The sequence below is a fragment of the Exiguobacterium aurantiacum genome (assembly GCF_024362205.1).
Taxonomy (GTDB): domain Bacteria; phylum Bacillota; class Bacilli; order Exiguobacteriales; family Exiguobacteriaceae; genus Exiguobacterium; species Exiguobacterium aurantiacum_B.
On record NZ_CP101462.1, the window covers coordinates 2,773,139 to 2,796,973 of the forward strand.

General features: G+C 53.4%; 29 protein-coding genes and 1 other annotated feature (1 of these 30 running past the window's edge). Of the genes, 15 read left to right on the plus strand and 14 right to left on the minus strand.

Annotation, left to right across the window (positions count from 1 at the left end; translation table 11 throughout):
• Window positions 1-166, minus strand: a binding site (T-box leader); it reaches 32 nt to the left of the window's first position.
• 122 nt (window positions 167-288) lie between these two features.
• From NMQ00_RS14420 to NMQ00_RS14430, 3 genes are all read right to left on the minus strand, one after another.
• Window positions 289-966 (minus strand): uracil-DNA glycosylase, encoded by a 678-nt coding sequence (locus tag NMQ00_RS14420; RefSeq protein ID WP_255177227.1) that lies wholly within the window; start codon window positions 964-966, stop codon window positions 289-291.
• Between the two features lie 80 nt (window positions 967-1,046).
• Entirely contained in the window at window positions 1,047-1,682 is a 636-nt protein-coding gene (locus NMQ00_RS14425) for an FMN-dependent NADH-azoreductase (RefSeq protein WP_255177228.1), read from the minus strand.
• A 121-nt stretch (window positions 1,683-1,803) separates the two neighbouring features.
• A complete protein-coding gene (locus NMQ00_RS14430; RefSeq protein WP_131434715.1) occupies window positions 1,804-2,235 on the minus strand; it encodes a MarR family winged helix-turn-helix transcriptional regulator in 432 nt (143 codons plus the stop codon).
• A gap of 159 nt (window positions 2,236-2,394) precedes the next feature.
• Between NMQ00_RS14430 and NMQ00_RS14435 the strand changes: the two genes are divergently transcribed.
• The 3 genes from NMQ00_RS14435 to NMQ00_RS14445 all read left to right on the plus strand — a co-directional run bounded on the left by NMQ00_RS14435 (window position 2,395) and on the right by NMQ00_RS14445 (window position 4,329).
• Window positions 2,395-2,769: a hypothetical protein gene (locus NMQ00_RS14435; protein WP_034780785.1), complete on the plus strand. Its 375-nt coding sequence runs from the start codon at window positions 2,395-2,397 to the stop codon at window positions 2,767-2,769.
• A gap of 92 nt (window positions 2,770-2,861) precedes the next feature.
• Window positions 2,862-3,749 (plus strand): diacylglycerol/lipid kinase family protein, encoded by an 888-nt coding sequence (locus NMQ00_RS14440; protein ID WP_255177229.1) that lies wholly within the window; start codon window positions 2,862-2,864, stop codon window positions 3,747-3,749.
• Window positions 3,750-3,804: 55 nt separating this feature from the next.
• Window positions 3,805-4,329, plus strand: coding sequence for a GNAT family N-acetyltransferase (locus tag NMQ00_RS14445; protein ID WP_255177230.1), 525 nt, complete (start codon window positions 3,805-3,807; stop codon window positions 4,327-4,329).
• Window positions 4,330-4,363: 34 nt separating this feature from the next.
• Here the strand turns inward: NMQ00_RS14445 and cbpA are convergent, their stop codons facing one another.
• The gene (gene cbpA, locus NMQ00_RS14450) at window positions 4,364-4,999 is read right to left on the minus strand and encodes a cyclic di-AMP binding protein CbpA (protein ID WP_034780770.1); all 636 of its coding nucleotides are present in this window, start codon (window positions 4,997-4,999) and stop codon (window positions 4,364-4,366) included.
• A gap of 187 nt (window positions 5,000-5,186) precedes the next feature.
• Here cbpA and pdxK point away from each other — a divergent pair, with 187 nt between their 5' ends.
• Genes pdxK through bshB2 form a run of 3 tightly spaced genes read left to right on the plus strand, consistent with a single transcriptional unit; the run spans window position 5,187 to window position 7,086 of the window.
• Complete coding sequence (pdxK, locus tag NMQ00_RS14455; RefSeq protein ID WP_021068111.1) at window positions 5,187-6,011, plus strand: pyridoxine/pyridoxal/pyridoxamine kinase; 825 nt, start codon at window positions 5,187-5,189, stop codon at window positions 6,009-6,011.
• A gap of 53 nt (window positions 6,012-6,064) precedes the next feature.
• A complete protein-coding gene (locus NMQ00_RS14460) occupies window positions 6,065-6,436 on the plus strand; it encodes a YojF family protein (RefSeq protein ID WP_255177231.1) in 372 nt (123 codons plus the stop codon).
• Entirely contained in the window at window positions 6,433-7,086 is a 654-nt protein-coding gene (bshB2, locus tag NMQ00_RS14465; protein ID WP_255177232.1) for a bacillithiol biosynthesis deacetylase BshB2, read from the plus strand. The genes NMQ00_RS14460 and bshB2 overlap by 4 nt, the downstream gene beginning before the upstream one ends.
• Window positions 7,087-7,251: 165 nt before the next feature.
• Here bshB2 and NMQ00_RS14470 read toward each other — a convergent pair whose 3' ends face one another.
• The 5 genes from NMQ00_RS14470 to nhaC form a co-directional block, all read right to left on the minus strand.
• Window positions 7,252-8,085, minus strand: coding sequence for an undecaprenyl-diphosphate phosphatase (locus NMQ00_RS14470; protein ID WP_255177233.1), 834 nt, complete (start codon window positions 8,083-8,085; stop codon window positions 7,252-7,254).
• 90 nt (window positions 8,086-8,175) lie between these two features.
• Window positions 8,176-9,303, minus strand: a complete 1,128-nt coding sequence (locus NMQ00_RS14475; protein ID WP_255177234.1) for an MFS transporter — start codon at window positions 9,301-9,303, stop codon at window positions 8,176-8,178.
• 128 nt (window positions 9,304-9,431) lie between these two features.
• The gene (locus NMQ00_RS14480) at window positions 9,432-9,944 is read right to left on the minus strand and encodes a type 1 glutamine amidotransferase domain-containing protein (RefSeq protein WP_034780765.1); all 513 of its coding nucleotides are present in this window, start codon (window positions 9,942-9,944) and stop codon (window positions 9,432-9,434) included.
• A 69-nt stretch (window positions 9,945-10,013) separates the two neighbouring features.
• Complete coding sequence (locus tag NMQ00_RS14485; protein WP_255177235.1) at window positions 10,014-10,604, minus strand: DNA-3-methyladenine glycosylase; 591 nt, start codon at window positions 10,602-10,604, stop codon at window positions 10,014-10,016.
• Window positions 10,605-10,684: 80 nt separating this feature from the next.
• Window positions 10,685-12,061 (minus strand): Na+/H+ antiporter NhaC, encoded by a 1,377-nt coding sequence (nhaC, locus tag NMQ00_RS14490; protein WP_255177236.1) that lies wholly within the window; start codon window positions 12,059-12,061, stop codon window positions 10,685-10,687.
• Window positions 12,062-12,269: 208 nt separating this feature from the next.
• On the opposite strand from nhaC, the gene queC reads away from it, so the two are divergent.
• The 4 genes from queC to queF are packed head-to-tail and all read left to right on the plus strand — an operon-like array spanning window position 12,270 to window position 14,561.
• Window positions 12,270-12,914: a 7-cyano-7-deazaguanine synthase QueC gene (gene queC, locus NMQ00_RS14495; protein WP_255177237.1), complete on the plus strand. Its 645-nt coding sequence runs from the start codon at window positions 12,270-12,272 to the stop codon at window positions 12,912-12,914.
• Complete coding sequence (queD, locus tag NMQ00_RS14500) at window positions 12,911-13,366, plus strand: 6-carboxytetrahydropterin synthase QueD (protein WP_255177238.1); 456 nt, start codon at window positions 12,911-12,913, stop codon at window positions 13,364-13,366. Before queC ends, queD begins: the two co-directional genes overlap by 4 nt.
• Window positions 13,366-14,061, plus strand: a complete 696-nt coding sequence (gene queE / locus NMQ00_RS14505) for a 7-carboxy-7-deazaguanine synthase QueE (RefSeq protein WP_255177239.1) — start codon at window positions 13,366-13,368, stop codon at window positions 14,059-14,061. Before queD ends, queE begins: the two co-directional genes overlap by 1 nt.
• 11 nt (window positions 14,062-14,072) lie before the next feature.
• Window positions 14,073-14,561, plus strand: a complete 489-nt coding sequence (queF, locus tag NMQ00_RS14510) for a preQ(1) synthase (protein ID WP_021068099.1) — start codon at window positions 14,073-14,075, stop codon at window positions 14,559-14,561.
• Window positions 14,562-14,597: 36 nt separating this feature from the next.
• Here queF and NMQ00_RS14515 read toward each other — a convergent pair whose 3' ends face one another.
• Complete coding sequence (locus NMQ00_RS14515) at window positions 14,598-15,242, minus strand: TVP38/TMEM64 family protein (RefSeq protein WP_255177240.1); 645 nt, start codon at window positions 15,240-15,242, stop codon at window positions 14,598-14,600.
• A gap of 115 nt (window positions 15,243-15,357) precedes the next feature.
• Between NMQ00_RS14515 and NMQ00_RS14520 the strand changes: the two genes are divergently transcribed.
• Entirely contained in the window at window positions 15,358-15,867 is a 510-nt protein-coding gene (locus NMQ00_RS14520) for a hypothetical protein (protein ID WP_255177241.1), read from the plus strand.
• Between the two features lie 32 nt (window positions 15,868-15,899).
• On the opposite strand, the gene NMQ00_RS14525 is transcribed toward NMQ00_RS14520, so the two are convergent.
• From NMQ00_RS14525 to NMQ00_RS14535, 3 genes are all read right to left on the minus strand, one after another.
• Complete coding sequence (locus NMQ00_RS14525; protein WP_255177242.1) at window positions 15,900-16,388, minus strand: hypothetical protein; 489 nt, start codon at window positions 16,386-16,388, stop codon at window positions 15,900-15,902.
• Between the two features lie 91 nt (window positions 16,389-16,479).
• A complete protein-coding gene (locus NMQ00_RS14530) occupies window positions 16,480-16,935 on the minus strand; it encodes a GNAT family N-acetyltransferase (protein WP_021068095.1) in 456 nt (151 codons plus the stop codon).
• 58 nt (window positions 16,936-16,993) lie between these two features.
• A complete protein-coding gene (locus tag NMQ00_RS14535; RefSeq protein WP_255177243.1) occupies window positions 16,994-17,758 on the minus strand; it encodes a TrmH family RNA methyltransferase in 765 nt (254 codons plus the stop codon).
• Window positions 17,759-17,979: 221 nt separating this feature from the next.
• Between NMQ00_RS14535 and NMQ00_RS14540 the strand changes: the two genes are divergently transcribed.
• The 3 genes from NMQ00_RS14540 (at window position 17,980) to NMQ00_RS14550 (ending at window position 21,749) form a co-directional block, all read left to right on the plus strand.
• Complete coding sequence (locus tag NMQ00_RS14540; protein ID WP_058765444.1) at window positions 17,980-19,608, plus strand: PTS transporter subunit IIBC; 1,629 nt, start codon at window positions 17,980-17,982, stop codon at window positions 19,606-19,608.
• Window positions 19,609-19,660: 52 nt separating this feature from the next.
• The gene (locus NMQ00_RS14545; protein ID WP_255177244.1) at window positions 19,661-20,452 is read left to right on the plus strand and encodes an endonuclease/exonuclease/phosphatase family protein; all 792 of its coding nucleotides are present in this window, start codon (window positions 19,661-19,663) and stop codon (window positions 20,450-20,452) included.
• 112 nt (window positions 20,453-20,564) lie between these two features.
• Window positions 20,565-21,749 (plus strand): MFS transporter, encoded by a 1,185-nt coding sequence (locus NMQ00_RS14550; protein WP_255178729.1) that lies wholly within the window; start codon window positions 20,565-20,567, stop codon window positions 21,747-21,749.
• 30 nt (window positions 21,750-21,779) lie between these two features.
• On the opposite strand, the gene NMQ00_RS14555 is transcribed toward NMQ00_RS14550, so the two are convergent.
• A complete protein-coding gene (locus NMQ00_RS14555; protein WP_255177245.1) occupies window positions 21,780-22,484 on the minus strand; it encodes an alpha/beta hydrolase in 705 nt (234 codons plus the stop codon).
• A 76-nt stretch (window positions 22,485-22,560) separates the two neighbouring features.
• Here NMQ00_RS14555 and NMQ00_RS14560 point away from each other — a divergent pair, with 76 nt between their 5' ends.
• Window positions 22,561-23,826, plus strand: coding sequence for a purine/pyrimidine permease (locus NMQ00_RS14560; RefSeq protein ID WP_255177246.1), 1,266 nt, complete (start codon window positions 22,561-22,563; stop codon window positions 23,824-23,826).
• Window positions 23,827-23,835: the final 9 nt, after the last annotated feature.

Below are 23,835 nucleotides of genomic sequence, written 5' to 3' on the forward strand. Positions count from 1 at the left end.
GATTACTAGACGGACGTCTAGTCACTCTACTCCGATAACGGGGGACCGCTCAACAACTGAGAGCTCGCAAACTGTAATTCGATTCATCTTTTGGGCGTGTTCGCAGCACCACACGCTCTCTGGGCCAGGGAAGATGTCTCTACTTCGGTTCGGTCATCGCTTTTATACTGTTATACAGTTATGCTTCTATGCACATTCGCTTTTAAGCGCTAAAGCATCTTGTTGCTAGTAACAATAACAGACGATTCGGACGCCGTCAACAAAAAAACAGTCTGCATGTGCAGACTGTCATAAACACCAATCGATTTCAGATTGTCCCCACTCGCTCAACTTCGCATTCACTTGCGAGAACGGCTTCGACCCGAAAAAGCCGCGGTGGGACGACAGCGGGCTCGGGTGGACCGAGGTCAAGACGGCGTGTTGCGGGCCAATCCATTTCTGTTTCTTCTTCGCATCGTTCCCCCATAGGATGAACACAAGCGGCTCTTCCCGCTGCCCGAGTCGCTCGATGATGGAATCAGTGAACTGCTCCCATCCCTTCCCGCGATGTGACCCGGCCTTGCCTGCTTCGACCGTGAGCGCGGTGTTGAGCAACAGTACGCCTTGTCGGGCCCATTTTTCCAAATTCCCGCTAGTCGGGATTGGACAACCGATATCGTCCTGCAATTCTTTAAAAATGTTACGGAGTGACGGCGGGAAGCGGACGCCGTCTTGAACCGAGAAACTGAGTCCATGCGCTTGGTTCGGCCCATGGTATGGATCTTGTCCGAGAATGACGCATTTGACGTCCTTGAACTTCGTGTAGACGAACGCATTCCATATATCTTCTCGGACCGGATAGACGGTCGATGTCGCATACGCCTCATCGACGAACGCTTTCAAGTCAGTAAAATAAGGCTCGGCCATCTCGGCTTCGATGACGTCGCTCCAATCCCCGAGCAGGCGGTCTGATAACTGTTCTCCCATGTTGCTCTCCCCTTTCCGTCTTATCATACCCGAATCGACGGCACACAAAAAGGCGAGCCCGATTGGACTCGCCTTGACGATTATACTGTGACCGCGCCTGCGACTTCTTTCGCAAGTGCTTCAGCTTTTGCTTTTGCGTCAGCAACGATTTCTTCGATTTTGTCTGGGAATTGGTTCATGCCTTCAACCGGAAGTGTCGTCACTTCTGTCACGCCGACGAACGCAAGTGCTTGACGAAGGTAAGCGTCTGCGAAGTTGAGGTCGGTACCCGTGTAGATACCACCAGTGCCTTGGATGTGGATCGCTTGTTTGTTCTCGAGAAGACCGACTGGGCCTTGCTCTGTGTAACGGAACGTTTTACCAGCAGTCAAGACGCTATCGAGGAACATCTTCATACGGGCTGGGAAGAAGAAGTTCCACATTGGTGTCGCGAACACATACATGTCAGCTTCCATGAACTTCTCGAGCATCCCGTTCATCGTTGCGACTTTGGCCGCTTCGACGTCTGTGAGTGCTTCGCCTGATGCGAATTTGCCCCATGCGCTGAGGACGTCGCCGTCGATCTCTTGGACATCGACATCGTAAAGTTCAATCGCCTCAACTTCGAGTGACGCATTCTCGTTCGTGAGTGTCGTCATGAATGTTTCAGCGACTTGTTTGCTGTATGACAATTCTGTCGGTTTCGGGTTAGCAGATACGTATAATACCTTTTTCATAATGGGTTCCTCCATAAAAGTAATCTCTATTTGTAACAACAGTTTGAACTATATCATCTGTATATCTCACAGTCAATTATTTTAACTTCAAGATAATTGAGTAAAAAAAAACAGGCAGGCGTCATTTGCCTGCCGCGTTATAACCGACTCGTTTTAATAAGTCGATCAGCATTTCCGTCTCCTCTTCACTGAGTGGGCCGTAAATGTCTTTAAAGATTTCGATATGCTCGGGATAGACGACGTCCATCAAGCGCTTGCCTTCTTCGGTCAACGAAGCATACGTGACGCGTCGGTCAGATGGACAAGCCACACGTTCAATCAAGCCACGTTTTTCAAGCTTATCAATCACGTATGTGACACTGCCGCTCGTAATCAAAATTTGATCTCCGATTTGCTGGAGCGGGGTATCCCCTCGTTTATACAATACGGATAAAACACCGAACTCTGTTGAATTCAATTGGTGGCGTCTCAAATCGTCCTTTACACGGTCACTGATCGCGTCCATTGTCCGCGCCAAAACGATCCACGCCTTCAATTCGAGTGATTCAATCATGTCGGTTTCACCTCAATTCGTTCATCATTTACCTTTAGTATAGCAGGACATGAGCAGTATACGGTGGGAAAAACGCTTCGTCAAGAAACTTCTTCATTGTCGCCCCTGTCTGAAACGTATAGAATGGAATTATTGCGATTTTTAGAAAGGGTGGACGGTATGCGTGAGTATTACGAGATTTCATTGACGATTAAACAAGCCTATTTGAGTACGGTCATCGAGTTATTGAACCGGGAAGGGATCGCCCCAGACTATGCGCTTGAAAAAGAAGGCGCGGTCTTTTTACTATTCAACCACTTGCCATGGCCGAACGTCACGCGCGAACCCCATGCGGTCGAGCGCTTTTTGTTGACGTTGGCGCGTGAGGACTATTTGTTCGTCAAAACGAAACGTAAGTCCCCCGTCCCGGACCATGAACCGGTCGCCTGCATGGGCGCGTTCGACTCACCGTTCCATGAGCATTTGAAGATTGAACTCGCCGTCGACGAATCAGATGCGAGCCACCTCGATATGTCGGCGTTCCGGCACTACTGAACAACACATCTGTGTTGTTTTTTTATGACTAGCCTCGCCGCAGGAAGGGAATAGATGACAATATCTGAATGTGAAAAGGGGAATGTTCTTAGATGGATACAGTCATGTTAATCGTCAACCCGTCGTCCGGGAAAGAGTTAGGAAACGAACACGCCGCGGCAGCGGAGGAAGTCTTACGTGAGCGTTACGGCAACGTCGATGTCCGATTCACGGAGAAGGCTGACGATGCCACACATTTCGCGAAAGAGGCGGCATCAAAACAATATAAAGCCGTCATCGCGATGGGCGGCGACGGGACACTGAACGAAGCCGTCACCGGTCTCGCCGAAGCCGACCACCGTCCCGACTTTGGCATCATCCCGCTCGGTACCGTCAACGATCTCGCCCGCGCCCTCGGTGTGCCAAGTGATCCTGAAGATGCGATTGCGGCGCTCAAAACCGCACAACCGACACCGATGGACATTGGAAAATATGAGAATGGTTACTTTATGAATGTCATCGCCATCGGTCTCATCGCCGAAGCCGTCGATGAGGTCAGTGTCGAGGAGAAAACGAAATGGGGACCGTTCGCCTACTTGATTGAAGGCATCAAAGCGTTCCGCGAACATAGTCCGTACGCGCTGTCGGTCCAAGCTGAAGAGCACACGTTCGACGGAGACGCCTATTTGGTCGTCATCGCCCTCACCAACTCGGTCGGCGGGTTTGAGAACTTCGAACCGGACGCCAAGTTGAACGATGGTTTGCTTCACGTCTACTTATTTGAAAACCTCGGCTTCAAAGATGCGATCCAACTTGCCCCAGCCCTGTTCACCGGCAAGTTGAAAGAGACGGACAGCGTCACATCGTTCACGACGAAACGAGCCCATGTTGACTCGCCAGAATCACTCCCGGTCAACGCCGACGGGGATACGGGCGGCAAACTCCCGCTCACGTTCGAAGTGCTTCCGAGCCATCTCAACGTCTTGAAACCAGTCGAGTGAGACAGGGACTTCTCCCCTTAAACGCGAAAGAGTATGACGGAAAGGAGGGGAAACGATGTCCATCTCACTCGTCCCATTGCGGGAAGCGTCCGACACCATCGTCGCGGTGTTCAACCGTTGGAACAACGACCCGACAATCGTCCATTTGATTCGTCCGGCCCGGTCGGAGGAAGAACTCGTCGCCGAACATCACATGACGGTCGCAGATTTGACAGAACGACTGGACACGCACGATATTTTCTTGATATACGACGATGACCGACTCGTCGGCGAGGTGAACGTCATCTATGACGCCCCTCACTTGTACGACAACGAACGTGGCAGCGCCTGGCTCGGTCTCGTCATCGGAGAGCCTTCCGGCCGCGGGAGAGGTGTCGGTACCACGGCCCTCACCCTGTTAGAAGAACGACTGCGAGCGCAAGGTGTGCCGCGCATCGAGCTCGGTGTGTTCGGATTCAACGAAGCAGCACATCGCCTTTATCGAAAGATTGGATACACCGAGATTGCCCGCATCGAGGCATTCACCTATTGGAACGGCCGATTTTGGCCGGATATCCGGATGGAAAAACGATTGGACTGAAAAGACCTTCCTCAAGAGCGAGGAAGGTCTTTTGTCAGTTATTCAAATTCTCGACTTCGACGACGCGGAACCCTTTTTGTTCGAGTTTGGCGACAATTTTGTCTTTCTTCGGCTCGTCACAATCTGGTGGCAACGTGATCAATACCCGGCGCAAGACTTTACTCTTGGCGTCGAGCGTCATCAGACTGGCGATTGATGAGTATTTGCTGATGATTTTCGTGATTTTCTCAAGCGCCCCCGCTTGCTCACTGAGTGCGATCGTGACGACATAACTCCCCGTGTCACGGCTCCATGCCTCTTCGAGCATGCCGAGCATCTTCCCGTGCGGTAAAATTCCGTAAAATTCATTGCTCTCATCTTTCAAGACTGCGATATACGGTAATTCTTTGATCGAGAAGAACACTTTGAAGAAACCGTCCGACTCATGGACGTACTTTTGCGTGTTCTTGATGAGCTCCATGACGTTATCGTCTAGGCTCGCCCCACTCATCCCATGGCGATAAATGTGCATTTTATAGATATTACCGCGGAAAAACGTTCCCGTCTCATCGAGCACAGGGACACAACGGTATCCTGTCTTTTCAAGCGTGTCGAGCGCCTCGCGCAATGTCGCCTTTTCACTGATTGTGACGACATCTTTCTTCGGAATGCATAAGCTATGCACTAACATGCGGTTTTCCTCCTAGCCAATTGAAAGTGGTCTACACCCTATTCATTACTATTCCCCAAATGTGATTGAAATCCTGCCATCAATTTTTGAAAGTTATTCCGACCCGGACGCGACCCCGGGATTTGTCGTATCGTCAAAAAGTCGTTATAGTGAAACTATCCAAACAGACAAAGGGGATTGAACGACTATGACAATGAAAAAAGCGTTAACGATCGCTGGCTCGGATACGAGCGGTGGTGCAGGAATCCAGGCTGATTTGAAGACGATGGAAGAACTCGGTGTTTACGGCATGACCGCACTCACGGTCATCGTGGCTCAAGACCCGCATAACGCGTGGCACCACGAAGTCTTCCCAATCGATACGACGTTGATTGAGAAGCAGATTGATACGGTCCTCGCCGGAATCGGTGTCGATGCCGTCAAGACAGGCATGCTCCCGACTCCAGAGATCATCGAACTCGCCGCTCGTAAAATTAAAGAGTACGGCATCCAAAACGCCGTCGTCGATCCAGTTATGGCCTGTAAAGGGGCTGATGAGATTCTTAACCCGGATGTCGCGGTCGCAATGCGCAAGCATCTCGTGCCGGTCGCTAAAATCATCACACCGAACTTGTTCGAGGCGCGTATGCTCGCTGGCCTCGATAAGACACCTTCAACGATGGAAGAAATCAAAGAGGCTGCTCGCTTGATCCATGAGCTCGGCGCAGAGATCGTCATCGTCAAAGTCGGCGGCAAGCTCGGCTTCGATACAGCGTTCGACGTGCTTTACGACGGCAACGAGTATCGCCTCCTCGAGAGCGAGAAAATCGACCCGGCCTTCACACATGGCGGCGGTTGCACGTTCTCGTCAGCCATCGCGGCCTCACTCGCGAACGGTCACTCGGTCGACGAGGCCATCGAAATCGGAAAAGAGTTCATCACAGAAGCGGTCCGTCACTCGTTCCGCCTCAACCAATATGTTGGGCCAACGAACCATACCGGTTACCGCAAAAAACTAGCAACACAATCATAACGGGTGGCCCGGGACGCATGTCTCGGGTCATCGTTTCCATTGGAGGGAACCACGTGAAATCGATTCAACCTACAACCATCCAGACTTATTTGGACGCGCATGTATCCATGCCGCTCTACGTCCATGTCGAGACGACGAACGGGGCGTATGCGACGCATAACGACCCTGACTTCCATAACGCCGGTATGTTCATCCGCAATGTCGTCATCGAATACAGCATCGGCCAAATCAAAGGCAACGGCCCATACCGCGTCGGCTTGAAACTCGACCACGGTTGGCTTTACGTCGAAGGCTTGACCGACTATGAATTGCACGGAGAGCAACTCTTGCTCGCCGGTCATGACCGGCTCGGACGACTCGCCTGCGCCTTACATCTAGACATCAAACCGCTCCCGCAAGGAGCCTCGGAGGTGGAAAGCCAATGAATGGACCGTTACTCGTCATTTTTCCGCATCCCGATGATGAAGCGTTCAGCTCGGCCGGAACAATCATCCAGCATCAAAAAAACGGCTTCCCGGTCACGTACGTCTGCTTGACGCTCGGTGAGATGGGCCGCAACATGGGCTCGCCGATTTTCACGACCCGTGAAGAGTTGCCAAAGATTCGCAAGCATGAGCTCGAGGAAGCGTGTGCCGTCATGGGCATCGACGACCTCCGTATGTGGGGACTCCGTGATAAGACCGTCGAATTTGAAGACGAAGCTGAACTCGCCGGACGGTTCAGTGCCTTGATTGAGGAAATACAGCCGGCCCGCGTCATTTCCTTCTACCCGGGTTACGCCGTCCACCCTGACCACGAGGCGACGGCACGGGCGGTCGTCCGGGCGTTGCAAGACATCGACGTCTCGAAGCGTCCTGAATTTTTAGGAGTCGCGTTCGACCATCGCACCGAAGCAGAACTCGGAAAACCGCACGTCATCATCGAAGTCGGCGACGAGAGCGCCGCGAAACGCGAAGCGTTGCTCGCCCACCGCTCCCAGACGGAAGGATTGTTGCGTGCCATCGACAACGCAGAAAACGCCCACGTCATGGAGTTACTCCAACGTGAGCGCTTCTATCACTATCCGTTCTCATGATTCGTAGGCGAGACGTGTCATGTACAATAGTGCACCGACAGCCCCGAGGCCGATCAACGTTCCCAATACGACAACGATATGTTCCATGTTCTCACCTCTACTTGGTTATACGAACTTGATGGATCATTGGTTTCAAAGCGCATGTGCTGACATGCGCTTTTTTTCTTAGAAGTACAAGAAGTAAATCGCAGCTGCCAACGCGATGCGATATATGGCGAACGGCGTCAATTTGACTTTATTGATCAGCTTCAAGAAGAACTTGATCGACAACAGCGCGAATAAGAACGCGCTAATGAATCCGACGACGAAGACCGGGAGGGTCGCCATCGTGAAGTACTCCCATTTGCTGTAGAGCGAGAGCGCACTAGCACCGAACATAATCGGTACGGCCATGATGAACGTGAAGTCCGCCGCGGCCCGGTGACTCATCCCTAAGAGGACACCGCCCGATATGGTCGAGCCTGAGCGTGAAAAGCCCGGCCAGAGCGAGAAACATTGAATCAAGCCGACACCGAGCGCCTGCTTATACGAAATCTCATCGAGCGTTGCTGTCGTCTGACGCTTCACGCCTGACAAATCGGCGGCGATCATGAAGAACGCGCCGATGACGAGCCCAATCAAGACCGTCTTAATTGAAAACAAGTGTGTGTCGATATAATCCTCGAACATCAACCCGAGCACAGCGGCCGGGAGCAGCCCAATCAAAATATGTAACACATTCAATTTGTTCGTCGGCCCGCTGTTACGAATCGCCAGCAATTCTTTCGGGTTCAGTAACTCCTTGAACCGACTTTGAAACACGACGATGACCGCTAAAATCGAACCGAGCTGAATCACGATTTTAAACGTGTTCGCGACCTCTTGACCGAGGAAGCTGCTCGAATTGAGCCATAGGTCGTCCACAAGAATCATGTGCCCCGTCGACGAGACCGGGGCGAACTCTGTCATCCCTTCGACGACCCCTAACAAAAATCCAATCAGTAACTCATACCATTCCATCGTCTGTCTCCTACTCCAGTATTGTTTCTTATCATACACGGTTGCTTCTCCGCCCGCCTCGGTCTTGAGGCGTAAAAAAAGGATGCTCGCTTAAGCATCCTTTTTCCAAGTAACGAATATGATGAGCAATTGATGCATACAAACGACGATCCCAATCCATAAAAAGGCAACGAAGAGCGTCATACCGGCCCCGATCACAAACACTAGTCCGATGAGGATGATACTAACGTGCAGCAACATCGAGACGGATGACTCGGTCGTCGCCCGGATGACAGACGGGACACGGTGATGTAATGCCCCGAGATAGAGCGGTTCGACGATGCCGATAAGAAACGCCATGCCTGCCATCCAGACGAGTCCGACTTGTCCTGGGAAAAAGCCGAGAATGACAAAACCGAGACCGATGCCCCAACCGATTCCGTGCAACCAACGATCGACCGTCGTGATGTGTAACAGGACCGGGGCGAGCAGTTGCCCTGGTATTTGAATGAGCAACAGGACAGTCGAAATCATTCCGAACCAATAGATGGGAACTTCGACGTCACGGGCGTACAACTGCCAAAACTCATCGATGAAGTTGAACGCACCGATTGTCACGATGAACACCGACGACAAGGCAAGTAGCTGGCGGTCGTGCCACACGAAGCGAAAACCTGCCCCGATATCCGCCCATGTCATTCGTTCCTCTGTCACGACTCGTCTCGGCTCGACAAGGCCGAGGCTACATGCTGTCGCGATAAACAAACTGACAATCGACAGCACATAGTTCAGTTCAAACGGGAAGCGTGTGGCCAGCAAGGCGCCGCTGATCGCCGCGAGAACGGCTGCAACGATTCCGATGACATTCAATCGGCCGACCCAGCGCTCGAACGTCTCCGTCTTCCCATCCTGTTCAAGCGTCTCATAGAGCAGTGCATTCTCCGCCCCGCTCCGGAGCGCCGCCCCAATGCCTGACAAGGCGATGGCTAAGGCGAAACCGCCGAACGAAAAGGACACAAGTAACACGACAAAGGAACTCCACTCGAGTGCAGTCCCGATTTGCAACAGACGTCGCCGTTCCAAGCGATCGGCTAACACCCCGGTCGGCACTTCGAGGATGACGACGAGGATGGCATAGAGCATTTCGAGATAGACGACTTCTTGCATCGTGATCGTCCGCGACTCCCAAAACAGACGCTCAATCGTGTAGGCCGGGACGAGCGCCTCGAACCAACGCATCCATCCAAGCAACGTAACGTTTCGACCGACTTAGCTAGGTGAACGTGCTCGTTTCATCTAAATCTCCTCCTTATTCACCTATTCCCGATTGCACAAAAAAAGCCACGGGAAATTCCGTGGCCAGACGATTATTTGAGCAGATTAAGGATTTCGCGATTGAACGCCGGGATGTCGTCCGGTTGACGGCTTGTCACCAGCTGTTCTTGGCAGACGACGACTTCTTTGTCCGCATACTTCGCACCGGCATACTCCATGTCGACTTTAATCGATTTATAACCGGTTGCATCGCGGCCTTCGAGCGTCTTCGCCGTAATCAACAGTTGTGGGCCGTGACAGATAGCGAACACAGGTTTCTTCGCGTCCATGAACGCTTTCGCGAATTGAACGAATCGCTCGTCTTCACGTAACAAGTCGGGTGAGAACCCACCTGGTAACAGCAACGCGTCGAAGTCTTCCGGCGACACGTCATCGATCGCTTTGTCGATCGTGACTTTCGACTCGCCTTGTTTGCCTTCAACCGTGTTACCGGCTTTCTTTTCAATCGTGACAACTTCGTGCCCCGCTTCCACCAATGCGTCGCGTGGACCCGTGAACTCTACGTCTTCAAACATATCTGTGATTAGCGTTGCTACTTTTGCCATATTGAAAACACTCCCTCATTATTTTTATGCACATAAGGAGTGTTCCACATCTAACCGGCCCATAAACATTCAACGGAACTTCGAGACGTACGGATTGGTTCGTTCGAAGAAGCGGAACGGGTAATCGCGTGCTTCGCCCGTATTCGGGATCCCTACGCGCGGACCGGCCTCGATTTCCGGGATGGCGCTCCCTTCAACGATATAAAGAGGCTCATGTTGGAGCGAATGTCCGTATAGGTCCATCGTGATGCCAAGCGCTTTCGTCAGTTTTCCGGGTCCGTTCGTCTGGTCGAATCGCTTGATACCGGGACGATTCGCCTCAATGATGCCCTCTCCTTCAATCGGCTCGATGGCCCGAATGAGGACGGCTTCCGGCGTGCCGACCGGACCGCTCACGACATTGAGCAGCGTGTGTGTATGCATCTGATACGTATAGACGTGTCCAGGTAACCCGAACATCACCTCGGTCCGATTCGTCCGTCTGCCGCCGAAACTGTGGGCCGCCCGGTCGATGGCGCCGAGATAAGCTTCCGTCTCGACGATCTTTCCGACGATTTGACCGTCGAGATGATCATGGACGAGATAGTGACCAAGTAACGAACGGGCCAATTCGAGCGTCGGTTGCTCATAAAATGATGGATCAAGTCGTTTCATCGTCATCCCTCCTCGGTCTCATTTTCTCAAATGAAGGCGGGAAGACACAAAAAAGATGCCCTGAACGATTCAGGACATCTGTTAAATTAGGATGCGATCCGCATCGCCTCACGTTGCTTTCCCAACTTCACGTATCCGAGAATGATCGAGAAGATCGGGCTGAGCCAGAGGAAGAAGGCGAACGGTGCGTATTCAAGTACCGGTACCCCGAGCGTGGCCGCGAAGAATGCACCCGACACGCCCCATGGGATGAGCGGGTTGATCACCGTCCCGCCGTCTTCAAGAGCACGTGACAAGTAACGGGGATCGATGCCGCGATCGATGAACCCTTGCTTGAACGCCTGACCAGGAAGCAAGATCGACAAGTACTGCTCTCCAGCGAGCAAGTTGACACCAATCGAGCTGAGCACGACCGACAACACCGAGCTGCCTGGCGACTTCAACCGTTCGAGCAATGCGTCGACGATTGCTTGGAACACGCCGAGTTCACGGAGCAAGCCACCGAACGCGAGCGCGATCAAGACGAGGCTGACCGACCAGAGCATCGATTCGAGACCGCCACGGTCGAGTACGGCCGCAATCGTCTCATTCTCAACGCCTGACTTGAAGCCGGCCTGCATGACGCCGAACCAGTTCGTGACGTTCCAGTTGCCTTGGACAAATCCAGCCGTCAACACACCGGCGAACATGCCGACGAGCATCGTCGGCAAGACCGGCATGCGACGGAAGGCGAGAACGGCAACGAGGATTGGCGCGAGCAGTGTCAGCCATGATAAGTTGAACCGGCTTGCAAGCGCCGCCTGCGCTTCCGCAATTTGCGTCGTGTCCGCCGCTTGTCCGCTCCGACCGAGAATCGTGAACAAGATGAGCGTGATGAGGAAGGCCGGGACGGTCGTCCCCATCATGAAACGGATATGATCGAACAGTTTGACACCGGCCACGGCTGGCGCGAAGTTCGTCGTATCCGATAGCGGACTCATTTTATCGCCGAACAATGCACCCGAGACGATCGCTCCGGCGGCGAGCGCCGGAGAAATTCCGAGCGCCATCCCGATCCCGAACAAGGCGACCCCGACTGTACCGACCGTCGTGAAGGCGCTGCCCGTGAATGACGAGACGATCATCGTGATGAGCAAGACGCTCGGCAAGAACCATTGCGCTGAGATTGTATCTAAACCGATGGAGAGGATCGTCGCCACCGTACCAGACATCTGCCATACACCAATCAACATCCCGATCAACAGTAAAATCAGGACCGGCATGATGGCTTCACGAATCCCGCTGATCATCGCGGCTTCGATTCGTTTAAAATCACGCGTCCGATAATACGCGTAACCCCCTATTAATACCATTGTGCCAAAGATCGCCATGTGTGGCGTCGCTTTGGCCAAAAACATCAGTGCGAGCAGGGAAATCCCGCTCATCAGCACGACGAATACAGCCTCTTTTCCTTTCATCTGCATCGACGTCCCCTCCTTTCAGTTCCATTATTTTCTACCTAACCGCTTAAACGCTTTTATGCGCGAAAGTGTTTCAGTGATGTTCTTTACTATACCTGCTTCTGTTTTCCCTGTCAAACGTCTTTTTATGGTAAAGTAAACGCTCGAGGGTGACCTCCGGAGTTCGTAACCTCCTCCGACATCAAAACTAGCGAAAAAGGAAGTGTGCACGTTGCAACACGAAAAAGCATTGGTCGTCTTTAGCGGCGGTCAAGATTCAACCACCTGCCTATTTTGGGCAAAACAACAATTCTCTCATGTGGAAGCAGTGACGTTCGCCTACGGGCAACGCCACGACGCGGAAATCGAGGTCGCGAAAGAGATTGCGGCCGAACTCGATGTCCCGCACCACATCCTCGACTTGTCCTTACTCGGACAACTCACCTCTAACGCGTTGACGAGACATGATCTCGACATCGACAATGCGGACGTCCCAAACACGTTCGTCGATGGACGCAATCACTTATTCTTATCTTTTGCGGCCGTCATGGCCAAACAGCTCGGTATGCATCACATCGTCACCGGCGTATGTGAGACCGACTTCTCAGGTTATCCGGATTGCCGGGACCAGTTCGTCAAATCCTTGAACGTGACGCTCAACTTGGCGATGGACTATCCGTTCGTCATCGACACACCGCTCATGTGGCTCGACAAAAAGCAGACGTGGGAACTCGCGGATCAGCTCGGTGCGTTCGATTACGTCAAAGAACGGACGCTCACGTGCTATAACGGCATCATCGGATCAGGTTGTGGCGAATGCCCGGCTTGCGTACTCCGTCAAAACGGCCTCGCCGCGTATGAGGAGGTCCGCGTATGAAATACGCCCCATTCCTCGCCCCGACGAGTGTCGAAGCCAAGCAAGACGGCTCGCTCATCTATTGTCCGCACCGCGTCCAAATCGTCAAAGAAGTGACGTTCGACGCCGCGCATCACTTGTTCGATTACGATGGCAAGTGCCGCGCGCTGCACGGACATACGTATAAATTGCAAATGGGCATCAGCGGTTTTCTCGACAACCGTGGCATGACGCTCGACTTTGGCGACTTGAAAGCCATCTTTAAAGAAGAACTCGAACCATACCTCGACCATCGTTATTTGAATGAGTCGTTACCTTATATGAACACGACTGCCGAAAACATGTGCTACTGGATTTTCGAGCAGCTCGCCAAGCACTTGCCTGACGAGCGCGACGTTCGTGTCGAATTTGTCAAACTGTACGAGACACCGACGTCATACGCCGAGTTCCGCCGCGAATGGTTGGTGGACTGATGAAAATCCCTGTCCTCGAAGTGTTCGGCCCGACGTTTCAAGGGGAAGGCCGCGCCATCGGACAAAAGACGATGTTCGTCCGGACCGCCGGTTGCGATTATCGCTGTTCGTGGTGTGACTCCGCCTTCACTTGGGACGGCTCGGAGAAACCCGACATGCTCACAGCCGACGAAATCATCGAACGGCTCGACGCGCTCGGTGTGTACGACTACGTCACCATTTCAGGAGGCAACCCGCTCCTCATCGCCGCGATGAAAGATCTCGTAGCGAAATTGAAGGCGCGTGACGTCAAGCTTGCCGTCGAGACACAAGGCAGTCGCTATCAGGACTGGCTGTCTGACATCGATGACGTGACGCTCAGCCCAAAACCACCTTCTTCTGGCATGACGACCGACTGGGAGAAACTCGACGCCATCGTCGAACGACTGCGCCCCGAACAGATGACGTTCAAAGTCGCCGTCTTCGATGAGCTCGACCTCGCCTATGCGAAATCGGTTCAGACGCGCTACACGCCGGACGTCATGTATTTATCGGCCGGCAATCCCGAGCCCGGTGCGGACGGTGACATCACCGACGCCCAGCTCCGTCGCTTGAAAGAACTATGGGAGGACGTCGCTCGTGACCCATCATGGCAAAGTGTCCGCGTCCTGCCACAACTGCACACATTACTGTACGCCAACGAACGTGGCGTCTAAGGAGAATATTTATGAGACCAGAAGACTTACAAGACTTGTCGCTCCTCGGACAGAAGAGTGTCCCTTATATTTTTGAATACGCACCGGACGTCCTCGAGGCGTTCCCGAACCGTCACCCGGAGAACGACTACTTCGTGAAGTTCAACGCACCGGAATTCACGTCGCTCTGCCCGATCACGAACCAACCGGACTTCGCGACGATTTACATCTCATACATCCCGGACGAGAAGCTCGTCGAATCGAAATCGCTCAAGCTGTATTTGTTCAGCTTCCGCAACCACGGGGACTTCCATGAGAACTGCATCAACGTCATCGGGAAAGATCTCGTCAAGTTGATGGAACCACGCTACCTCGAAGTGTGGGGCAAGTTCACGCCACGTGGCGGCATCTCGATCGACCCGTACTATAACTACGGTAAGCCGGGCACGAAATACGAAAGAATGGCGGAACATCGTTTGTTCAACCACGACTTGTATCCTGAGACGGTCGACAACCGTTAAATCAAAAGTAGGCGCTCATCGGCGCCTACTTTTGATTTAACGGTTAAGTTGTCGTTTGATCGGTTCACGGAACACGGTCGCGACGAGCGTCAGGACGACTAAGACGACGAGGGCGAGGATGATTAGCTTAAAGTCTCCGCTCGCGATGCTGCTGCCGAGGAAATTGTTGGCGAACGCTCCAGGGATCATCCCGACCGTGGTCGCGAAGACATAACCGGGGAGTCTAACTTTCGCGAGCCCGGAGGCGTAGCTGACCAAGTCAAAGTTGACGAGCGGGATCAGGCGTAAAATCAACACATAGAAAAATCCGTCCTCTTCAATCTTATGCTGCACCTTCTCATAGCTGCTCGTCTCGAAATGATGGAGAAAGCGGTCACCGAAGCGAATCGCGATATAATAGGCGACGAGCGCGCTGAGCGTGGCCCCGATGACCGTATAGATGACACCGGGCAGCGTCCCGAACGCCAAGCCACCGGCGACGGACAACACGGACGTCGGGAAGAGGATGAGCGGACGGAGCGTGAACAAAATGATATAGACGAACGGGGCGAGCCAACCGAATTGAACAATATAATCCCGAATCTCTCCTGGCCGCAAGTCGATCCATTGATAGAGGAACATCGCCGTCCCGAACACGAGCAAGACGATGGCAATCATCCACTGCGTTTTCCACTTGTTCATCGGTCGCCCTCCTCTCTTTCTTTCATCATATCGCCTTGTCTCAAAAAAGTAACGCCTTCCTTTTTTTAGGAGTCGCAGTATGGTACGGTTAGAAAAAGCAGAAGGAGGAATCCCTATGTACTTGGCAGATGCCATCAAGTTGAAACACCTGCTTCTGAAGCAGATTGATAAGTTGCTCGAAGAAGTCGAACGTGTCGCGTTCATCGAACTCGAGAAAGATGAGCCGCTCCCGACGATTCAATCCCGCTCGCTCGAGGATATCGAAGTTGAGCTCGAGGCGATTCGTTGTGACATGCGCCGCCTCGATCGTCTCGTCTGTGAGGCGAACCTGCATACCGTCATCGAGACGAATGATGGACCGCTCCCACTCGTCGAAGCGATGGAGTTCGCCGTTCAATTACGGGCCCAAGCCCGGATGTATCAAGATTTGGCCGAGCGGCCGAAACGCGAGTTCCAAACCGGGTACGGGGAAGGGTCGAGCGTCATCAAGCATGCGCTCTATGACCCGGAACTGTATCGGTTGAAAGCACGCGACGTCGAGAAACGGGCCAACCGCATCGCCAGCGCCATCGAGGCGGCCAATCATCGGACCGAAATCGAGTTTGACGCAAGTCGTTATATGTAACAAAAAACGCGTCGGGATGTTCCGACGCGTTTTTACATGTGATGGTTATGGTGGTCATGATGGTGCGAGCTCGAACGGCGTCGCGGTGCCGGCTCGTCGGCGAACTTCTCCCCGTCCAATATGCCGAGCCGTTTATATTGACGGTCAATCCGCTCTTTCGTCTCGTCTTGCACGTGTGGCGACTCCATCACCAAATGATAGCTGCCGAGCGCGACCCGGAACGGTTCCATCTGTGTCCGTTCGACCGGGAACGACGTCACGTCACGTAAGTAGTCAGCGAGCCGGTTGGCCGATTCGTCACTCGGATGGTCGGCCAAGTCTGAAGCGAACTGTTGCATGTCTTTCAATAGACTGTTCGTCTTCACTTGATTGCGGATGCCTGCCATCACGGCGAACACGATAATACCGATAATCAAGAAAAAGAAAATTGGAAAGATGGTTGGTACCCCACTAAAAAATGAATCTCCCATCCCCGTCGAGTCGATGTATATCTCTTCTCCAAATGCAAACGTATGGACCATAATGTCTCCCCCTTTTTTTCTATAATACGGATCCGTCCCCATTTGGTTTCATCTACACGAAAAAACCGTGGCATGCGCCACGGCTTTGCGGTCAGTTCAATTGTTTCTCCATCATGATGCGAGGCTCGTTATCCTCTGTGTACGCCCCCATGATGTCGTAGCCACACAACAGGTTCAAGATGATGACCCCTTTGTTCGTGTTGCGCGCTTTCGTTCGAATCGAGTGGAACCCTTGCGCCTTCACCCATTCGAGTTGCGTGTCCATCAGCTTGCGGCCGATGCCATGCTTTTGAAACTCAGGGTGGACGCCGCCGGCCCAGCTATAGAAGCGATATGGCTCGGCCTCATAACCGATTTTGAAGCCGACGAGACGCTCATCTGAAAACGCGAGCAGCACGAGCGGGTTCGCATGGCGATACAGCCGTTCTTTAAAACGCAGTTGATCGATGTCCCCGTATAACGTCCGATATAGGTTAAAGAATTCCTCTTCATAGTCTTTGAAATTCGTCGTCACATCTTTCACGATAAATGAACTGGTCGTACTCATCTTTCCATCCCCTTTCAGTATATGGACAAGTTGCTCGTACGCCTGTACCTTTCGCCGTTTACTCCGTTTTTCCTGTCTCACGGGCAAAAGCGGTCAAACCTTTTTGCTTATACACCCCGAGCGACCGCTTCGGAAGGCTCTTCACCATCCAATTTTTTAAGATGCGCTGCTTGTCTTCTGCCTTCAGTCCATAGCCGTCCGTCACGACGTGGCGCGCCCGCGTCGTCACATCGTAAAGCGAGATCGCGGCAGCGACCGAGATGTTCAAGCTTTGGACGTAGCCCTGCATCGGAATCAAATAATTGCCGTCCGCTTTGGCGAGCGCCCGTTCCGATACGCCGTGATGTTCATTCCCGAATAAGAGCACGGTCGGTTTCGACACGTCGACGTCCTCGAGCGGGACCGCCTCTTCACTAAGTGCCGTCGCGAGCACTTGATAACCGTCGGCCTTCAACCAATCGATTGCGTCCTCGATGGAAGGGTGTTCGACCACGTCGACCCAACGATCGGCGCTCTTGGCGATAATCGAGTTCGGTTTGAACTTGGCTCGTCCTTCGACGACGTGCAATGTCTGGACACCGAACGCGTCCGCCGAACGAAGCACGGCCGACTGATTGTGTGGGTCATCGACCCCTTCCGTCAAAATCGTGATATGGTTCGTCCGTAAATCCAACACTTCCTGCATCCGTTTGACACGGTCTGGCATCAACATGCTATATAGCAGTCGGTCTTCTTCTAATAACAGGCCTGACTGCAACAACTCCTCAAGCATGGCCGCCTGCTCTTCTTTTGATAATGCCGATGTCGTCTGTCTCCATCCCATCGTTCTCGCCCCTTTCAACCTCTAGTATTGTAGCGAGATTCGTTCCGACTGACAAGCTAATGGAGAAACGAGTCAAATTGGGTTCGATTATGAAAATCTATGAAAATTAGGAAAACGGTTGCACAAAGTTATGCAATCGATTACAATCATCTATGCAAGCGATTGCATTAACAGTCGCCATAGACAGATAAAAAGTTCCGCATAGGAAGGAAGCGTATCACATGAAACAACTCATCTCGTTCGACTTTTGGCAGAAACTCGGCAAGGCCTTAATGGTCGTCATCGCCGTCATGCCGGCCGCGGGTCTCATGATCTCGATCGGTAAATTGATTGGCATGTCAGCCGGAGACGTCAGCATCTTGCTCACGACGGCTCGCATTATTGAAGACCTCGGTTGGGGAATCATCGTCAACTTACATATCTTGTTCGCGGTCGCCATCGGTGGCTCGTGGGCGAAAGACAAGGCCGGCGGTGCCTTCGCTGCACTCATCGCCTTCATCTTGATTAACCGTGTCACAGGCGCCATCTTCGCCGTCAACGGAACGATGCTCCAAGACCCGGAAGCGACAGTCCAGTCTCTCTTCGGGGCTGACCTTGTCGTCGCTGACTACTTCACATCTGTACTCGGTTCACCTGCCCTCAACATGGGTGTGTTCGTCGGGATTATCGCCGGTTTCCTCGGTGGTGCCCTCTATAACAAGTTCTACAACTTCAACAAATTGCCGAACGCCCTCTCGTTCTTCAACGGAAAGCGCTTCGTACCATTCGTCGTCATCCTCGGTTCGGTCGTTGCCGCGATTGCATTGTCAATCATTTGGCCGACGATTCAAGGCGCGCTCAACAGCTTCGGTGAATGGATTGCCACGTCACGCAACACGGCGCCAGTTCTCGCGCCGTTCATCTACGGTGCACTCGAGCGTCTCCTCTTGCCGTTCGGTTTGCATCACATGCTCACTGTGCCGATGAACTACACGGAGCTCGGTGGTACGTACACGATTTTGACAGGTGCGACAGCTGGTTCGGTCGTTGCGGGTCAAGATCCGCTCTGGTTGGCTTGGGTCACTGACCTCGTTAACCTTCGCGCCGCTGGTGACACGGCCGCTTACAACGCCTTGCTCGCTGACGTCGTACCGGCCCGCTTCAAAGTCGGTCAAGTCATCTTGTCATTCGCTGCCTTGATCGGTGCCGCATATGCGATGTACCGTAACGTCGACGAAGACAAGAAAGCACAATACAAGCCGATGTTCTTGTCGGCTGGTCTCGCTGTCTTCTTGACAGGTGTCACAGAACCAATCGAATTCATGTTCATGTTCGTTGCGCCAGTCCTTTACGTCGTCTACGCGCTCATGGCCGGTGCCGCCTTCGCTTTAGCGGATGTCATCGACCTTCGTGTCCACGCGTTCGGTGCGATTGAATTGCTCACACGCATCCCGATGATTGTCAAAGCGGGACTGTTACAAGACTTGATTAACTTCTTCCTCGTCTCGGCTGCCTTCTTCTTCTTGAACTTCGGTGTGTTCAACTTCTTCATCAAGAAGATGAACCTTCCGACGCCAGGTCGTAACGGGAACTATATGGAAGAAGTGACAGAGAAATCGAACGTGACAGGCAACGAACAGGTCATGGGGATTATCGCTCTACTCGGTGGGGAAGAGAACATCGAGGACGTCGATGCCTGCATGACGCGTCTACGTGTCACAGTCAAAGACATGTCGCTCGTCTCAGAAGAGAGCGAATGGAAAAAGAACGGCGCCATGGGTCTCATCTTGAAAGACCGCGGTGTCCAAGCAATCTACGGCCCGAAAGCCGACGTATTGAAGTCTGATATTCAAGACGTCATCGGTGCATAATCAACAGGCCAGCTCGTACGAGTTGGCCTGTTTTTTCTAAAGGAGGACTATCGTGAATATTTTAACGCTGAATTGTCACGCCTGGTTAGAGGACCATCAACAAGAGAAAATCGACTCGATCGTCGAACGGATCGCGAGCGAGGAATACGACATCATCGCACTCCAAGAAGTGAATCAACATAAAGAGGCCCCGCTCATCGACGGCTTGATTCGAGAGAACAACTTCGCCTATGTGCTCGTCGAGCGTTTGAAAGAGCAAGGCGTCGATTACTACATGACGTGGGACTTCGCCCATTATGGCTATGACATCTACGAGGAAGGCGTCGCGATTTTGTCGCGCACTCCGTTCGTGTCGACCGAATCGTTCTTCGTCTCCCAGACGACCGATCCGAACGATTACAAGTCTCGGAAAATCGTCAAGGCGGTCGTGGACGGCATGGACGCGCCGACGGCGATTTACTCCTGTCACCTCGGTTGGTGGCATGACGCCGACGAACCGGTGCGCCATCAGCTCGATGAACTGTTGCGCCGCGTCGAGGACGACGACCGTGCCTTGCTGCTCGGTGACTTCAATAACGACGCGTTCATCCGTGGCGAAGGTTACGACTACTTGATTGAGCACGGTCTTCAAGACTTGTTCCATTTAGCGACCGAGCGTGAAGGCGATGCGACCGTCCAAGGCAAGATTGCCGGTTGGGACGAGAACAAGCAGGCGCTTCGCATCGACTTGATGCTGACGAACGCCCCGATTCACGTCTCGCGTCACGCCGTCGTCTTTGACGGCGAGAACGGTCCCATCGTCTCGGACCATGCCGGTGTCGAAGCGACCGCGTTCTGGCGTTAACCTGACCCTTTTCTTTCACAATGTGAGAGAAAAGGGTTTTGCTTTTGGCGAAAATTCGGTATGGTTGGAAACGACTGATGTCTAATGACTATATTTCTGAAAGTAGTGATTCATTTTGACGACTACCCCATCGCTCAGTCGGACCGACTGGACGCTTATCTTATCGCTCGCATTGCTCACGTTCGTGCTCGGCACGAGTGAATTTGTCATCGTCGGGATTTTACCCGATATCGCCGATGGCCTATCGATTTCGATTGCCACGGCCGGAACGCTCGTCTCGGCGTTCGCCATCACCTTCGCCATCGGGACCCCGCTGACGATGTCACTGACGAGCCATTTGCCGAAACGAAAATTGATGCTCACGCTCACCGCTGGGTTCATCGTCTTCAACTTGTTCAGCAGCTTCGCTCCGACGTACGGGATATTGCTCGTGCTCCGGATGATGACCGCCGTCGTGACCGGCGTGCTCATCTCGCTCGCCATGCTCGTCGCCAGTGAATCGGTGCCAACCGGGAAGCGCGGCATCGCTGTCTCATTCATTTTCGGCGGTTTCACGATGGCGAACGTATTCGGCGTCCCGCTCGGTACGTTCATCGGCCAACGCGCCGGATGGGAAACAACATTCCTGTTGACGACCGCTTTAGGCGTCGTCGCATTTCTCGCCGTCTACCGTGTCGTGCCGAGCCATTTAACGAGCGTCAAAACGTCGATTGCCGATCAATTGCGCCTATTGACGAACCCTCGTATCCTAATCGCGTTCTTCATCCCCGCGTTCGGCTTCGGCGCGACGTACGTCGTCTATACGTACCTCGTCCCGATTTTAAAAGGTGTGCTCGGCGTCCCTGTCGCTTGGATCAGCCCGATTCTGTTCGCTTACGGGTTCATCTCCATTTTCAGCAATATGGCGGCCGGGAAAATCGCCAGCCATAATCCGATTGGACGGCTCCGGTTCGTCTTTCTCATCCAAGCGCTCGTCTTGGCTGCCTTGTACGTGACGACATCGAACGTGACACTCGGTCTGATCAATATCGCGCTCATGTCGTTCATGGCAATTCTGCTGACGACCTCGACGCAAATCTATTTGATCGACTTGGCCGAGAAGTTCAATCCGGACGCCAAAGGCCTGGCTTCATCGCTCATGCCGGTCGCAAGCAACGTCGGCATCGGGATGGGCTCGGCCCTCGGTGGTTTGGTCTATGCGAACGCACCCGTCATGACGCTCGCCCTCGTCGGCGGCGCCGTCGCGCTCGTGACAGCCTTGCTGACAGCGGTAAGTCACCAGCTCGATCAACGTTAAAACAGCGTGCCCGACGTGGGCACGCTGTTTTTATAACCAATCGATGATTTGGTCGATCGTCTCGTCGAGTTGCTCTTTCGCGCTGAGCGGACTGTCGTTATCTCCGTCCTGCGGGCCGTACATCCCGAAATTGGCGTGATTGCCGGCTTTGATTTGATGGAAAACGGTGGCATCCGGGACGTTGTCACGGCTCGCCTCGATATCGCTCTCGTTCGCGAGACCGTCGATTTCCCCAGAGACGGACAAGACACGCAAATCGCTGTCCGCCATCGTACTGATCGGATACGACGCGAGGAAGATGACCCCGTCAACTTGCTCCTCGTGTTCGAGCGCGTAACCGGACGCCGCCGAACCGCCGAGTGAATGCCCCCCGACGACCCATCGTTCAATGTCTGGATGGGCGGCGATGATGTCTTCTGCTGCATCGATATCTGCTATCCCGAGATTTAAGCGCAACGATGGGATGGCGACGAAGATTCCTTCTTCCGCTAACCTTGCCCCATAGTAGGCGTACGCCTCTTTCTCAACTTTCGCTCCCGGATACAGGATGAAACCAGTCTCGCTCGACGGGTCGCCGAACTCGAGACGATTGTCCACTTCCGTCGCCTCGGCCGCGTAGCTGAGCGCTTCCTCCGTCGGTCCGTACGTCAGTTGCGTCCAAACAAAGAAGCCGATGATGGCGATCAAAACGACTCCTAATAGGCCAAGGCCAATCCATTTCAGTTTTTTCTTCATTATATTACCTCCATTTGCATCCACTTCCCCGTCACGGTACACTAATAATAAAAAAGGGAAATACCAGGGGGACACCATGACCAAAAGTTCTGTAACCACGACGATTCAGTGGTTTATTTTTATTTTAGCTACAAATATTGTACCACCGCTCTCGATCGCTGCCTTATTTGAACTGTCGCCGGCCGAGACGATGACGTTCATCTCACGCTCGCTGTTCGTCTTCGCACTGTTCAGCATCATCCAGACACTGCTCGGCCACCGTCTGCCGATTTTAGAAGGACCGGCCGGGATTTGGTGGGGCGTCTTCACGCTCTATGCCTCGATTGGTCCGGCGCTTTACGGTAGCGGACAAGAGACGCTCCAGGCGCTCGGTTTCATGTTGTTTTTGAGCGGTGTGCTCGGTGTGGTCATGACCGTCACCGGCCTGTTGCGACGGATGCTGTCGTTGTTCACCCCGCAAGTGCTCGGGGTCTATATGATTCTGCTCGTCCTGCAACTGTCGGGTGCCGTCATTAAAGGCGGCTTCGGCGTGACCGAGGACGGCATTAACATCGTTCAAGCCGTCGCGACGGCCGGTCTCGTTTTGTTCGCGCTCACGCTCGAGCGCAGCCGGTTCAAGCAGTATGGACTCGTCATGACGCTCATCGCCGGATTTTGGTTGTTCAACATGCTCGGTCTCGGCAACCCGATCGTCCGTTCCGAGTCATTCTTCCTCGTGCCTGAGCTGTTCCCGTTCGGAACGTGGGTGTGGGATTGGAACTTGCTCCCGACCGCTTTCGTCATCACGCTCCTGCTCATGACGAATGTCCTTGCGAATATCAAATTGATTGAACGCATCGTCAGTTCGCGTGAGAAGCGTCAAATCGAAGGCAACGTCCCGGCGTCCGGTGTCGTCAGTGGGATCAGTCAAATGGTGGCGGGCATGTTCGGGACACCGGGACCGGTCGCCATCTCTGGAACGGCTGGTTTCTTATCCTCGACGGAGAGCGTCCATCGCTCACCCCATCTCGTGGCCCACGCTGTGATGATGGTGCTCGCCCTTATCGGTCCGTTCGTCTCGCTCATCGCGAGCATCCCGGCCGCCGTCGGATACGCCATCGTCACCCCGCTGATCGCGACGATGATTATCATCGGGATTAACGAGGCGGCGTTCGAATTGAACCAAAAGACAGCCTCGCTCACGGTCGGTCTTCCGCTCGTCATCGGAGCCGGTGCGATGTTGCTCCCGCCTGGGGCGATGAATGATTTGCCACCGCTTCTGGCGACCGTGTTCTCGAACGGTCTCGTCCTCGGAACGATCGTCGCCTTGACGACGGCTATTCTCAGCCGCATCAAAGACTAAAAAAACTGA